We start from the raw sequence: 13,621 nt of genomic DNA, 5'->3' as shown, positions 1-13,621 counted from the left end.
GCAGCAAAAAGGGGACGGGCCGCCGGGCTGGCGGGAAACAGGCGCAAATCATATCCAGTGGCGGGCCTGCCGTCAGGCTGCGGGCGGCTGGCGCAGGTAGATGGCGTCCGACCAGGTGGCCAGCCATTGGGGGCGAAACACCACGAAGATGGCGGTGACCATGCCGGTGACCACGGCATCGCCCCAGGCCATGAGCCAGCGCGCGATGCGCGACAGATCCTCGTTGACGCCGGGCAAAGCGTGGCCCGCCGCCTGGGCCAGCAGCGCGGCGACGAAGACGCACAGCACCGTGCCTGCAAAGCCGCGCGCGAGGATGTAGACAAAGATCTGGTGCGGCAGCCAGCGCCGCAGCGCCGCGCCCCAGAGCATGGCCAGCGTGGCGGGCACGATGCCCTGCCAGACCGAGATGCCCAGCGCATCGCCCCAGCCCAGGGCCGGCGACAGCAGGGCGGCCAGCCCGCCCACGATGAGCAGCAGCGGCACGGACAGCGGCCAGCCCAGCATGAGCACCACCAGCGGCGCCGATGACCACTGCAATTGCAGCGGCATGCGGTGCAGCGTGGGCAGGGCCCAGATCCAGGGCAGCAGCACGAGCACGCCCAGCAGCGGGGTGACCAGGGGCGAGGCCATGCGGTCCTGCGGGCCGCCCGGGCCTGGGCGGCCGGCCAGCATGCGCCAGGGGCGCAGCCACAGCGCGGTGGCCAGGGCCAGCAGGGCGATGCTCGCTTCGAGGAACATGGCTGGAACGACGCGTTCTATGCGGGCTGGGCCGCCTTCGCCTCCACCAGCGGCTGGCCCAGGCTGCGCAGCACGTCGCGCACCATCTGGGCACGGTCCTTGGGGTTGTCCAGGGCACGCTCGATGCGCAGCTTCTCGTTGCCGGCCAGCTTGATGTGCTTGTTCTTCTGGATGAGGTGGATGATGGCCATCGGGTCCACGGGCGGCTGGGGCTTGAAGGTGATGTTGATCACGCCGGGCGCCGCATCCACCTTGACCACGCCGTAGGGCTGGGACAGCACGCGCAGGCGGTGCACGTCGATCAGCGTCTGCGCCTGGGGCGGCAGCTTGCCGAAGCGGTCCACGATTTCTTCGAGCAGGGTGTCGATCTGGTCGCTGGTGCGTGCCGTGGCCAGTTTCTTGTAGAAGGACAGGCGCAAATGCACGTCGCCGCAGTAGTCGTTGGGCAGCAGGGCCGGCGCGTGCAGGTTGATGTCGGTGGAGGCCGACAGCGGGCTGAGCAGATCGGGCTCCTTGCCGGCCTTGAGGCTGCGCACGGCCTCGGACAGCATCTCGTTGTAGAGCTGGAAGCCCACCTCCATCATGTTGCCGCTCTGGTTCTCGCCCAGCACCTCGCCGGCGCCGCGGATCTCCAGGTCGTGCATGGCCAGGTAGAAGCCCGAGCCCAGTTCCTCCATCTGCTGGATGGCCTCCAGCCGCTGCTGCGCCTGCTTGGTCAGGCTGTCCAGGTCGGGCACCATCAGGTAGGCATAGGCCTGGTGGTGGCTGCGGCCCACGCGGCCGCGCAGCTGGTGCAGCTGGGCCAGGCCGAACTTGTCGGCGCGGCTGATGAGGATGGTGTTGGAGCTGGGCACGTCGATGCCGGTCTCGATGATGGTCGAGCACAGCAATATGTTGTAGCGCTGGGCCACGAAGTCGCGCATCACGCGTTCGAGCTCGCGCTCGGGCATCTGGCCGTGGGCCACGGCAATGCGTGCCTCGGGCAGGATTTCCTCGAGCTTTTGCTTGCGGTTCTCGATGGTCTCGACCTCGTTGTGCAGGAAGTAGCACTGGCCGCCGCGCTTGAGCTCGCGCAGCACGGCCTCGCGGATCACGCCCGTGCCCTCGTTGCGCACAAAGGTCTTGATGGCCAGGCGCCGCTGGGGCGCGGTGGCGATGACGGACAGGTCGCGCAGGCCTTCCAGCGCCATGCCCATGGTGCGCGGGATGGGCGTGGCTGTCAGCGTGAGCACGTCCACCTCGGCGCGCATGGCCTTCATGGCTTCCTTGTGGCGCACGCCGAAGCGGTGCTCCTCATCGATGATCAGCAGGCCCAGGTTCTTGAACTGCGTGGACTCCGACAGCAGCTTGTGCGTGCCCACGACGATGTCCACCGAGCCGTCGGCAATGCCCTTGACGGCCGCCGTGATCTCCTTGCCCGAGCGAAAGCGCGAGACTTCGGCCACCTTGATCGGCCACTTGGAGAAGCGGTCCACCAGGGTCTGGTAATGCTGCTCGGCCAGCAGCGTGGTGGGCGCGAGAAAGGCCACCTGCTTGCCGCCCGTGATGGCCACGAAGGCCGCGCGCAGGGCCACCTCGGTCTTGCCGAAGCCCACGTCGCCGCAGACCAGGCGGTCCATGGGCTGGGGGCTGATCATGTCCTGGATCACGGCGTGGATGGCGGCGCGCTGGTCCGCCGTTTCCTCGAAGCCGAAGTCGTTGGCGAACTGCTCGTAGTCCTGGGGCGAGTAGCGGAAGGCATGGCCCTGGCGTGCGGCGCGGCGTGCGTAGATGTTCAGCAGCTCAGCTGCCGAGTCGCGCACCTGCTCGGCCGCCTTGCGCTTGGCCTTTTCCCACTGCGTGCCGCCGAGCTTGTGCAGCGGCGCGTCCTCGGGCGAGACGCCCGTGTAGCGGCTGATCAGCTGCAACTGGCTGACAGGCACGTAGAGCACGGCGTTGCCCGCGTACTCCAGGTGAAGGAACTCCTGCACGGCCGGCGTGCCGTCAGGGTTCTTCTGGCCCATGTCCATGTTGACCAGGCCCTGGTAGCGGCCGATGCCATGGTCCGAATGCACCACGGGGTCGCCCACCTTGAGTTCGGACAGGTCCTTGATCAGCGCCTCCACATCGCTGACCTGCTCCTGGCGGCGGCGCCTGCGGCCCGTGGGGCTGGTGGCGAACAGCTCCGTCTCGGTGACGAAGTCCAGGCCTTCCTCCACCCAGGCAAAGCCGTTCATCAGCCCGGCCGTGGCAATGCCCACCTTCTCGCCCGCATCGCCCTGGAACTCGGCCAGCGAGTCGAAGACCGGCGGGTTCACGCCCGAGGCGCGGAAGAAGTCCAGCAGGCTTTCGCGCCGGCCATCGGACTCGGCCAGCAGCAGGATGCGGTGGGCGCTGCTGGCAATGTGCCTTTGCAGGCGCGCCAGCGGGTCTTCCGCGCCGCGCACCACGGACAGGTCCTCCAGCTTCTGGAAGATGGCGCTGTCTGCCACGTCCTCGGTGCCTGGGCGCAGCGCGAGCTGGGCGTGCTCCTTGGCGCGCGTGTAGAACTGGTCGGCGGACAGGAACAGCACCTCGGGCGGGAGGGCCGGGCGCTCGGGGTCGCCCTGCACCAGGCGGAAGCGCTCCTTGGTGTCCTGCCAAAAGCGCTGGAAGGCCGGCTCCAGGTCGCCATGCATCACCACGGTGGCATCGGCGCCCAGGTAGTCGAACACGGTGGCCGTTTCGTCGAAGAACAGCGGCAGGTAGTACTCGATGCCGGCCGTGGCAATGCCTTGGCCCATGTCCTTGTAGATGCGGCTGCGCGTGGGATCGCCCTCCAGCAGCTCGCGCCAGCGCTGGCGGAACTTGGCGCGCGCGTCCTCGTCCATGGGGAACTCGCGGCCGGGCAGCAGGCGCACCTCGGGCACGGGGTAGAGGCTGCGCTGGGTGTCGGGGTCGAAGGTGCGGATGGAGTCGATCTCGTCGTCGAACAGATCCACGCGGTAGGGCTGCAGCGAGCCCATGGGAAACAGGTCGATCAGGCCGCCGCGCACCGCGTACTCGCCGTGGCTGACCACCTGGGAGACATGCTGGTAGCCGGCCAGCGTCAGCTGGGCCTTGAGTTTGGCCTCGTCCAGCTTCTGGCCGCTCTTGAACTCGAAGGTGTAGCCGGCCAGGAAGGAGGGCGGCGCCAGCCGGTACAGCGCCGTGGTGGCGGGCACCAGCACCACGTCGGCGCCATGCTCCTTGTCGCGCTGGTTGATGCGCCACAGCGTGGCCAGGCGCTCGCTGATCAGGTCCTGGTGGGGAGAGAAGCTGTCGTAGGGCAGGGTCTCCCAGTCGGGGAACAGCGCGCAGCGCAGGCCCGGGGCGAAGAAGGCCATCTCGTCGATCAGCCGCTGGGCATCCGAGGCGTCGGCCGTGACGATGGCCGTCACCCGGCCTGCAGCCTTCTCGCGCTCGCCCAGGCGGGCCAGCAGCAGGGCGTCGGCGCTGCCCACAGGGCGGGGCAGGGTGAAGCGTTTTCCGGGAGTGAGCTTGGGCAGTTCCATGGTGCTTGGACGTGGGCGCCGCAGCGCCTGGGCGAAGTAACGACAAAACCCCTCGGCACGCGCAGAGGGGTATCGAACCATTTTAGCCAGCACGCATGGCGGCCATGCAGGCATGCCCGCATGTCCATGGTGGCGCATGGCCGTCACTACAATGCGCCACCATGACAGATCTGCTTGCGGCGGCTGCGCCCGCATCCCTGGAGCCGGCCCGCCTGTGGGCCTTGATCCCCTGTGCGGGCACGGGCTCGCGCGCCATCGCGCCCGATGCGCCTGCGCCTGAACTGCCCAAGCAATACCACCTGGTGGCCGGTGCGCCCATGGTGGCGCACACGCTGGCCGCCTTTGCGGGCGCAGCGCGCGTGCACCATACCCTGGTGGTGATCGCGCCTGGCGATGATTTCTGGCGCCAGGGCCTGCCGGGCCCGTCGCCCACGCGCTACTCCACGGCGGCCTGCGGCGGCGCCACGCGGGCCGAATCCGTGACCAACGGCCTGAAGGAGCTGCTGGCGCGCGGAGCGAGTGCGCACGACTGGGTGCTGGTGCACGACGCCGCGCGCTGCCTGGTGACGCCCGAACTGATCGATGCCCTGATCGACGCCTGCGAGCACGATGCCGTGGGCGGCCTGCTGGCGCACAAGCTGCCCGACACGCTCAAGACGGCCGTGACCGGGCCTGGGGGCGTGCGCGTGGCGGGCACGGTGGACCGCAGCGACAAATGGCTGGCGCAGACGCCGCAGATGTTTCGCATCGCGCCGCTGCTCGACGCCCTGGAGCACGCGGGATCGGCCGTGACCGACGAGGCCAGCGCCATGGAGGCCGTGGGCCAGCGCCCGCGCCTGGTGCCCGGCGGCGCGCAGAACTTCAAGGTCACCTATCCCGACGACTTTGCGCTGGCTGCCGCCGTGCTGTCGCAGCGCGCGCATGGCGCGACGCTGGAACGCTACCGGGGCAAGCGCGACCAGCCGCAGGCGTCGGGCAATCCGTTTTTCTGAACCTGGAATGTTTCACATGAATTTTCGTATTGGCGAGGGCTGGGACGTGCATGCCCTGGTGCCCGGGCGCAAGCTGATCCTGGGCGGCATCGAGGTGCCGCATGAGCTGGGGCTGCTGGGCCACTCCGATGCCGACGTGCTGCTGCACGCCATCACCGACGCGCTGCTGGGCGGCGCGGCGCTGGGCGACATCGGTCGGCATTTCCCCGACACCGACCCCGAATTCCGCGGCGCCGATTCGCTGGTGCTGCTGGTGGAGGCGGCGCGCCGCGTGCGCGCCACGGGCCTGGAGATTGGCAACATCGACAGCACCATCATTGCCCAGGCCCCCAAGCTGGCGCCGCACATTCCTGCCATGCGCGAGCGCATCGCCACGGCGCTGGGCCTGGCGCTGGACCAGGTCAACGTCAAGGCCAAGACGGCCGAGAAGCTCGGGCCCGTGGGCCAGCAGCAGGCCATGGAGGCGCGCGCCGCCGCCTTGCTGTTCCGCGCCTGACCAGCGGGGTGCCGTCCCCATGGCAAAAGGCCCCGGCGATCGGTCAATGATCGCCGGGGCCTTTGTGTCTGCCGAACGTATCTGACGAACGCGCGCTGCGGGCTCAGTCCTCTCCGTCCAGGGCTCCGTCCTGCGCACGCGGGGGCAGCTGGCGCTTGATCTGCGGGCGCTGCAGACGCTGCTCGGGCTCGGCACCCTTGGCCACGCCCGAGGCACGCTGCAACTGCACATGGGCAACCAGCCCGCCCGTGGAGGAGTTGGACAGCGCAAACACGCCGCCCATGCGCTGCACCGTCTTGTCCACGATGGACAGGCCCAGGCCCGCGCCCGCTGCGGCCGTTCGCGCGGAGTCGCCACGGAAGAAGGGCTGGGTCAGGCTGGCCAGCTGCTCGGGCGGCACGCCACGGCCATGGTCGCGGATGCGAATCACGACCCAGCTTTCGCGCTCCGATGCCGTCACGTCCACATGCGTGGTTTCGGTCTCGGGCGTCTTGCCGTAGCGGCGTGCGTTCTCGAACAGGTTGGAGATCACGCGCGCCAGTTCCACCTCGTCGGCCAGTACATAGACGCCTTCGGGCACGGCCATGCTGATCTGCAGCTCGCGGTGGTCCTGCACCGCATAGACGCAGGAAGAGACCACGGCATGCAGGTTGACCGGGTTGAGGGTCACATGGTCGGGGCGGGCGTAGTCCAGGAATTTGTCGATGGTGGCGTCAAGCTGCACGATGTCGGCCACCATGTGCTCGCGCGCCACGTCGTCCACCACGCTCATCTCGGTCTCCAGCCGCAGGCGGGCGAGCGGTGTGCGCAGGTCGTGGGAGATGCCAGCCAGCATCACGGCACGGTCCTGCTCCAGCTGGGCCAGTTTCTGCGCCATGCGGTTGAAGCCGATGTTGACCTCGCGGATCTCGCTGGTGACGGCTTCCTCATCGAGCTGGCTGGCGTCGAAGTCGCCATCTCGCACGCGGTTGGCCGCATAGCTCAACTGCTTGAGCGGCCGGTTGATCAGGCGCGCGATGGCTGCCGCCCCCGCCAGGGACAGCAGGCCGGCCGTGATCAGCCAGATCAGCCAGGTGCGCCCGCTGGCCGGCGTGAAGCGCGAGCGGTCCATCAGCAGCCATGTACGGTCGCCATTAATGGTGAAGCCCACCCACAGCCCCGGTTCGCCATTGACGCTACGCGCCACGATGGTGCCGTAGCCCAGGCGGCGCGTGAGCTCCTCGGTCAGGCGCTTGCCCAGCGTGCTCTGGTCCAGCAGCTCGAAGCTGTCACCAGGCTCGCGCGGCAGAATGCGCACGCCTTCCTGGTCGGCCATGGTCTTGATCAGAGAGACGCGGTTGATGGCATCCGAATGCACCAGGGCCGCGCGGCTGAGGTTGACCAGCGAGGCGATCTGCTGGGCGGTGTGCAGCGTGCGCGGCTCGAACTCGAAGGCGCGCAGCGTCTGCAGCCACGCCAGGATGCTGCCCACCAGCAGCAGGGCCAGCAGGCAGAAGGTGCGCCAGAAAAGATTGAGTCCCAGCGGAGAGCGCGCAGTCATGCGCCGCTCGTAGTCGAGCGGCGCAGGGCTGGTGGCGTCGTGGGGCGGGACGGTGAAGGAACTCATGGAATGCGGTTCGTCATTCTAGGGGCCGGCTGCGAGATTACGCCTGTGCCGGCCAGCCTGCGTTACCGGTTGTCTCGGTCGACAGGGTGAGGTTTTGGCGCTGCGCATTGTCAACGGCACATAAAATGTTACGGCCCCAACCCAGGGACGCCGAGCAAGAGCCGCCTCGCGGCGAGGGCGTCGTCCCCCTCCCGCGGAGCGAGAGAGGGGGAAGGCGCGCAGCGCCTCAGGGGGTGATGCATTTCAGTTCGCGCCATCGGGTACGAACACGTAGCCCACACCCCAGACCGTCTGGATATAGCGCGGTGCGGCAGCATCTTCCTCGATCAGCTTGCGCAGGCGCGAGACCTGCACGTCCAGGCTGCGGTCGAAGGGCTCGAACTCGCGGCCGCGCGCCAGCAGGGCCAGCTTCTCGCGCGACAGCGGCTGGCGCGGGTGGCGCACCAGGGCCTTGAGCATGGCGAATTCGCCCGTGGTCAGCGGCAGTTCCTCGCCGTTCTTTTGCAGCACGCGCGTGCCCAGGTCGAAGGTGAAGGGGCCGAAGCTCACCACCTCGTTGTCGCCGGAGGGCGCGCCCGGCGCTTCCTGCGGCGGGCGGCGGCGCAGCACGGCGTGGATGCGGGCCAGCAGTTCGCGCGGGTTGAAGGGCTTGCCCAGGTAGTCGTCGGCGCCCACTTCCAGGCCCACGATGCGGTCCACATCCTCGCCCTTGGCGGTCAGCATGATGATGGGCGTGCGGTCATTGGCCGAGCGCAGGCGGCGGCAGATGGACAGGCCATCCTCGCCGGGCATCATCAGGTCAAGCACGATCAGGTCCACTGTTTCGCGCAGCAGGATGCGGTTCAGCGCCTTGCCATCTTCGGCAATCATGATCTCGAAGCCTTCCTGCGTCAGGTAGCGGCGCAGCAGGTCGCGGATGCGCGCATCGTCATCCACCACCAGGATCTTGTCGGTGCGGTTGGTCGTAGTGGCCATGTTCATCCTCGGTCGGTCATTTGTAACAGCCGCCATTGTTACCAGCTTGCGCTGAAAAGTCTGGTCAAAACCCCGAACTTTTGCCGTGTGTTACAGATGTTGCTTTTAAATTTAGAACGGAAAATGTGTCTTTAGAATATTTAACTATGGGTTCGCCGCGTTGATGCATTTATCGTTGCAATAATGTTGTGAATGACGGGGCGAATAGGCCTGAACGGCTCCACACCTGTCACCATCTGGCGGCATGCCGTAGCGAAAGGGCGGCATGCAGTTGTATCCCTGAACTACCTTTCATTTCAAAGGGTGAACGCATGAGCAAGCTTTCCAAACAGCTGTCCCGCCCCTGGGTCAAGTCCGTGGTCGCGGCCACTGCGCTGGCCTGTGCCAGCGGTGCCTGGGCGCAGAACGCCGCCTCGGCGCAGGCACAGCCGGCCAATGTGGTGCAGTTGTCTGCAGAAGGCTCGGTGGATGTGGTGCAGGACCTGCTGACCGCCACCTTGTCGGCCACGCGCGAAGGGCGCGATGCGGCCACGGTCCAGTCCCAGCTGCAGAAAGTGGTCGAGGCCGCCATGGCAGTGACCAAGCGCAGCGCCCAGTCGGGCCAGATGGATGTGAGCACCGGCAGCTTCGGCATCTATCCGCGCTATGGCAAGGACAACAAGGTGGAAGGCTGGCAGGGCCGCGCCGAGATTCTTCTGCAGGGCCGCGACTTCGCGCGCATCACGCAGACGGCGGCCCAGGTGCAGGACATGACGCTGTCGCAAGTGGGCTTCGGCCTGTCGCGCGAGGCACGTGAAAAGGTCGAGGGCGAGGCCCAGGCCAAGGCCATCGAACAGTTCAAGCAGCGTGCCACCACGCTGTCCAAGAGCTTCGGCTTTGCCAACTACAGCCTGCGCGAGGTCAACGTGAGCAGCAGCGATACCTCGGTGCCCATGCCGCGTCCGCGCATGATGGCCATGTCCGCCAAGGCCGCCGGCGCGGAAATGGATGCCGTGTCCGTGGAAGCGGGCAAGGCGCAGGTGATGGTCCAGGTGTCGGGCTCGGTGCAGATGTACTGACCGGGTGACCCATCCATGAAAAAAGGAGCGCCGTGGCGCTCCTTTTTTGGCAGTGGTCCTGTCTGGCCGCGATTACTGCGCAGCCCAGCCGCCATCCATGTTCCAGGCCACGCCGCGCACGTTGGCTGCGGCGGGCGAGCAGAAGAACACGGCCAGCTCGCCAAGCTCCTCGGGCGTGGTGAACTGCATCGAGGGTTCCTTTTCGCCCAGCAGCAGCTTCTTGGCTTCTTCATTGCTGATGCCGTGCTGCTCGGCCTTGGCGTCCACCTGCTTTTGCACCAGCGGCGTCAGCACCCAGCCGGGGCAGATGGCGTTGCAGGTGATGCCGGAGGTGGCGTTCTCCAGGGCCGTGACCTTGGTCAGCCCGACAATGCCGTGCTTGGCCGCCACATAGGCGGACTTCTGCGCCGAGCCCACGAGGCCGTGCACCGAAGCCACGTTGATGATGCGGCCCCAGCCCTTGCCGCCATCGGCCGCCTGCATCATGGGCAGGACCAGGCGCGAGGTGTGGAAGGCGCTGGACAGGTTGATGGCGATGATGGAATCCCAGCGCTCGGGCGGGAAGTCCTCCACGCGTGCCACGTGCTGGATGCCGGCATTGTTCACGAGGATGTCGATCTGGCCGAAGTTGCGCACGCTGTACTGGACCATGTCCTCGATGTCTGCCACGCGGCTCATGTCGGCACCGTGGTAGGCGACCTGGGCGCCGGCGGCCTGGCCTGCGGCCAGCACTTCGGCACGGGGGCCGTCCACATCGCCGAAACCATTGAGCACGATATTGGCGCCCTGGCGGGCCAGCGCCTTCGCGATCCCGAGGCCGATTCCGCTGGTCGAACCGGTCACGAGGGCGGTCTTGCCTTTCAACATAGAGAGTCTCCGAATGAATGTACGATGCAACACAGCCATTATCGGCGCCGGCTCCGCGAATGCGTTTCCATGAATCATCCTACGCTGAACTACGTATCCTGCCCGGCAGTTGCCGGGCGTGCCTCACCCTGGAGCCGTACTGCCAGCCCGGCTGCTCAAGAGAATGCGTCGCACCGCATGGCCTATTGGGAATGGAATCGCACCGGCGATCCGAACCATCCCCATGTCGTGGTCTGCGTGCACGGCCTGTCGCGCCAGGGGCGTGACTTCGACGTGCTGGCCGAGCGGCTCAGCGAACGCGCCCGCGTGATCTGCCCCGACGTGGTCGGGCGTGGCGAAAGCGACTGGCTGCAGGATCCGGCCGCCTACCAGGTGCCTCTTTACGCAGCCGACATGCTGGCCTTGCTGGCCCAGGTGCATGCGCAGGCGCCTGTCGAACAATTGGATTGGGTGGGCACCAGCATGGGCGGGCTGATCGGCATGGCGCTTGCAGGCCAGCCGGGGCTGCCGCTGCCGCTGCCGGCGCCCATCCGCAGGCTGGTGCTCAACGATGTGGGGCCTGTCATCGAGTGGTCTGCCCTGGAGCGCATAGGTCAGTATCTGGGCAAGGGCCTGCATTTTGAAAATCTTGAACAGGCAGCCCATGCGCTGCTCTTGATTTCCGAAGGCTTCGGCCCACATAGCGAAGGGCAATGGTTGCGATTGACGCGACCTATGATGCGGCCGGCCGCCGATGGCGGCCTTGTCTTGCACTATGACCCTCAGATTGCAGTGTCTCTGCAGCAGATGACGCGCGAGATGGCCCAGGCCGGCGAAGCGCTGCTGTGGCAGCTGTATGACCAGATCAAGGCACGCGTCTTGCTAGTTCGTGGTGCGCAGTCCGATCTGCTGACTGCGGCCACGGCGCAGGCCATGGCGCAGCGCGGCCCGAAGGCGCATTGCGTGGAATTTGAAGGGGTGGGGCATGCGCCCACCTTCGTCGCAGCAGGGCAGGTGGCCTTGCTGTGCCGGTTCTTATGGGGAGAAGAGCGCTTGCCAAGCACCATGAATCTTGCCGAGCAGGCCAGGGAGAGTGACGAATGAAGACCGCCAGCAGCGAGGCCGCCGTGCAGGCGCCTTCGCCCGCCGCAGCCGCGCCGGGCCAGGTGCCGGCGGTTCTGCCGCACCTGATCACGGCCACGTCGCAGACCCTGCCCGAACAGGTCAATGCGCTGGCCCGCGCGCGCAGCTTTGCCGAGCCGCTGATCGCCACCGAGACCATGGAGTCCGGCGAGAACACGATGGCCCATGCCGATGCGGTGGCAGCCATCCTCAAGACCATCGGTGGCTCCGAAACGATGCAGGCGGCGATTTATCTGGTGCATGCCAGCGTGCACCTGAATCGTCCGCAGGAAGTGATCGCCAAGGCTTTTGGCGAGAATTTCGCCACCCTGGCCGTGGAAACCAACAAGCTCATGCGCGTGCAGCAGCAGGCGCGCGGCGCCGAGCTGGGCGGCCAGTATCTGGACGATGAGGCCACGCAGACCGAGAACGTGCGCAAGATGCTGCTGGGCTTCTCGCGCGATCTGCGTGTCGTGCTGCTGCGGCTGGCCTCGCGCCTGCAGACGCTGCGCTACTACGCGGCCAGCAAGCGCCCGGTCTCTCCCGGTATTGCGCGCGAGGCGCTGACGGTGTTCGCGCCGCTGGCCAACCGGCTGGGCATCTGGCAGATCAAGTGGGAACTGGAAGATCTGTCCCTGCGCTTCCTGGAGCCCGAGACCTACCGTGAAGTGGCCCGCCTGCTCGATGAAAAGCGCGTGGAGCGCGAGGCCTACATGGAGCAGATGCGGGCGCGGCTGGAGGCCGATCTGCGTGCGCACAGCATCAGCGCCACGGTGCAGGGCCGGCCCAAGCACATCTACAGCATCGTCAAGAAGATGCGCGGCAAGTCGCTGAACTTCGACCAGGTCTTCGACATCCGCGCCATGCGTGTCGTCGTGCCCACGATCAAGGACTGCTACGCCACCCTGTCCTGGGTGCATGAGCAGTTCACGCCCATCGAGGCGGAGTTCGACGACTACATCGCCAAGCCCAAGCCCAACGGCTACCAGTCGCTGCACACCGTAGTGCGCGACGAGACGGGCCGTGCCATCGAGATCCAGATCCGCACCCAGGCCATGCACGACCATGCCGAGCACGGCGTGGCCGCCCACTGGGCCTACAAGGAGGCGGGCACCAAGGGATACGCGGGCGTCACTGCCAGCAGCGAGTACGACGCCAAGATCGCCGTGCTGCGCCAGCTGCTGGCCTGGGGCAGCGACCTGGCGGGCGCGCACCATCGCGGCCTGTTCGAGGACCGCATCTACGTGCTCACGCCCGACGCGGCCGTCATCGAGCTGCCGCAGGGTGCAACGCCGGTGGACTTTGCCTACTCGGTGCACACGAGCCTGGGTCACCGCTGCCGTGGCGCGCGCGTGGACGGCGCCATGGTGCCCCTGAACACGCCGCTGCAAAACGGCCAGACCGTGGAAATCACCACAGTCAAGGAAGGCCGCCCCTCGCGCGACTGGCTCAATGCCGACCTGGGCTATCTGACCAGCAACCGTGCCAAGGCCAAGGTGCGCGCCTGGTTCAATGCCCAGGCCACGCACGAGACCGTCGCGCGCGGCCGGGAGGCCGTCGAAAAGCTGCTGCAGCGCGAGGGCAAGACCGCCGTCAAGCTGGAGGAGCTGGCGGTGCAGCTGGGCTTCAAGTCGGCAGATGCGCTGTTCGAGGTCGTCGGCAAGGACGAGTACTCGCTGCGCAACATCGAGACCGTGCTGCGGCCCGCCGAGGTGGAGGAAGAACCCGAGGAATTCACCCTCGTGCGCAAGGCGCGCGGCACGGACTCGCCCAAGGGCGGCGTGCTGGTCGTTGGCGTTGACTCGCTGATGACCCAGCTGGCCAAGTGCTGCAAGCCTGCGCCGCCGGACGACATCCGGGGCTTCGTCACGCGCGGCAAGGGCGTGAGCGTGCACCGCTCCGACTGCTCCAACTTCCGCGAGATGGCGGCGCGCAATTCCGAGCGCGTGATCGACGTGGCCTGGGGCCAGCCCAAGGCGGCCACCGTGGCCTCGGCCGTCTACCCGGTCGATGTGTCCGTGGAGGCAGCCGACCGGCAGGGCCTGCTGCGCGATATCTCGGAAGTCTTTGCGCGCGAAAAGACCAATGTCATTGGCGTGCAGACCCAGTCCGTCAAGGGAACGGCCTGGATGACCTTCACCGTGGAGGTGGCCGATTCGGGCCGCCTGAGCAAGGTGCTGGGCATCGTGGCCGCCGTGGCGGGCGTGCGTTCGGCGCGGCGGCGTTGATCATGTTCAGGCATTTTTGCCTGGAGGCTGAAAAAGCCGTGCTAGAAT

The 13,621-nt window shown here is 67.1% G+C and carries 10 protein-coding genes; 5 read left to right on the top strand and 5 right to left on the bottom strand.

Annotation, left to right across the window (positions count from 1 at the left end):
* Positions 1-72: 72 nt before the first annotated feature.
* Complete coding sequence (locus IB269_RS19895; RefSeq protein WP_192368066.1) at positions 73-738, bottom strand: hypothetical protein; 666 nt, start codon at positions 736-738, stop codon at positions 73-75.
* A gap of 17 nt (positions 739-755) precedes the next feature.
* The gene (mfd, locus tag IB269_RS19890; protein WP_034391890.1) at positions 756-4,250 is read right to left on the bottom strand and encodes a transcription-repair coupling factor; all 3,495 of its coding nucleotides are present in this window, start codon (positions 4,248-4,250) and stop codon (positions 756-758) included.
* 161 nt (positions 4,251-4,411) lie between these two features.
* Between mfd and ispD the strand changes: the two genes are divergently transcribed.
* Complete coding sequence (ispD, locus tag IB269_RS19885) at positions 4,412-5,242, top strand: 2-C-methyl-D-erythritol 4-phosphate cytidylyltransferase (RefSeq protein ID WP_013803158.1); 831 nt, start codon at positions 4,412-4,414, stop codon at positions 5,240-5,242.
* Between the two features lie 16 nt (positions 5,243-5,258).
* Entirely contained in the window at positions 5,259-5,738 is a 480-nt protein-coding gene (gene ispF, locus IB269_RS19880; protein WP_013803157.1) for a 2-C-methyl-D-erythritol 2,4-cyclodiphosphate synthase, read from the top strand.
* 103 nt (positions 5,739-5,841) lie between these two features.
* Here the strand turns inward: ispF and IB269_RS19875 are convergent, their stop codons facing one another.
* Positions 5,842-7,344: an ATP-binding protein gene (locus IB269_RS19875; RefSeq protein ID WP_012204699.1), complete on the bottom strand. Its 1,503-nt coding sequence runs from the start codon at positions 7,342-7,344 to the stop codon at positions 5,842-5,844.
* Between the two features lie 243 nt (positions 7,345-7,587).
* Complete coding sequence (gene ompR / locus IB269_RS19870) at positions 7,588-8,325, bottom strand: two-component system response regulator OmpR (RefSeq protein ID WP_017404718.1); 738 nt, start codon at positions 8,323-8,325, stop codon at positions 7,588-7,590.
* A gap of 305 nt (positions 8,326-8,630) precedes the next feature.
* Between ompR and IB269_RS19865 the strand changes: the two genes are divergently transcribed.
* Entirely contained in the window at positions 8,631-9,377 is a 747-nt protein-coding gene (locus tag IB269_RS19865; protein WP_192368065.1) for an SIMPL domain-containing protein, read from the top strand.
* A 72-nt stretch (positions 9,378-9,449) separates the two neighbouring features.
* Here IB269_RS19865 and IB269_RS19860 read toward each other — a convergent pair whose 3' ends face one another.
* Positions 9,450-10,244: a 3-hydroxybutyrate dehydrogenase gene (locus tag IB269_RS19860; RefSeq protein ID WP_012204702.1), complete on the bottom strand. Its 795-nt coding sequence runs from the start codon at positions 10,242-10,244 to the stop codon at positions 9,450-9,452.
* A gap of 69 nt (positions 10,245-10,313) precedes the next feature.
* Here IB269_RS19860 and IB269_RS19855 point away from each other — a divergent pair, with 69 nt between their 5' ends.
* Both IB269_RS19855 and IB269_RS19850 read left to right on the top strand, forming a co-directional pair.
* Positions 10,314-11,327, top strand: coding sequence for an alpha/beta fold hydrolase (locus IB269_RS19855; RefSeq protein ID WP_192368211.1), 1,014 nt, complete (start codon positions 10,314-10,316; stop codon positions 11,325-11,327).
* Positions 11,324-13,573 (top strand): RelA/SpoT family protein, encoded by a 2,250-nt coding sequence (locus IB269_RS19850; RefSeq protein WP_013803154.1) that lies wholly within the window; start codon positions 11,324-11,326, stop codon positions 13,571-13,573. Before IB269_RS19855 ends, IB269_RS19850 begins: the two co-directional genes overlap by 4 nt.
* Positions 13,574-13,621: the final 48 nt, after the last annotated feature.

The sequence above is a fragment of the Delftia sp. DLF01 genome (genome assembly GCF_014852125.1).
Classification (GTDB): Bacteria; Pseudomonadota; Gammaproteobacteria; order Burkholderiales; family Burkholderiaceae_C; genus Comamonas; species Comamonas acidovorans.
The sequence above is the reverse complement of the archived record's forward strand: the minus strand, read 5'-3'. Positions and strand labels throughout refer to the sequence as shown.

Bases quoted from the DNA above. Each gene is read 5' to 3' on its own strand.
- IB269_RS19860 (WP_012204702.1), bottom strand. From the start codon at position 10,244: ATGTTGAAAGGCAAGACCGCCCTCGTGACCGGTTCGACCAGCGGAATC.
- ispD (WP_013803158.1), top strand. From the start codon at position 4,412: ATGACAGATCTGCTTGCGGCGGCTGCGCCCGCATCCCTGGAGCCGGCC.
- ompR (WP_017404718.1), bottom strand. From the start codon at position 8,325: ATGAACATGGCCACTACGACCAACCGCACCGACAAGATCCTGGTGGTG.
- IB269_RS19850 (WP_013803154.1), top strand. From the start codon at position 11,324: ATGAAGACCGCCAGCAGCGAGGCCGCCGTGCAGGCGCCTTCGCCCGCC.
- IB269_RS19875 (WP_012204699.1), bottom strand. From the start codon at position 7,344: ATGAGTTCCTTCACCGTCCCGCCCCACGACGCCACCAGCCCTGCGCCG.
- mfd (WP_034391890.1), bottom strand. From the start codon at position 4,250: ATGGAACTGCCCAAGCTCACTCCCGGAAAACGCTTCACCCTGCCCCGC.
- IB269_RS19895 (WP_192368066.1), bottom strand. From the start codon at position 738: ATGTTCCTCGAAGCGAGCATCGCCCTGCTGGCCCTGGCCACCGCGCTG.
- ispF (WP_013803157.1), top strand. From the start codon at position 5,259: ATGAATTTTCGTATTGGCGAGGGCTGGGACGTGCATGCCCTGGTGCCC.
- IB269_RS19855 (WP_192368211.1), top strand. From the start codon at position 10,314: ATGAATCATCCTACGCTGAACTACGTATCCTGCCCGGCAGTTGCCGGG.
- IB269_RS19865 (WP_192368065.1), top strand. From the start codon at position 8,631: ATGAGCAAGCTTTCCAAACAGCTGTCCCGCCCCTGGGTCAAGTCCGTG.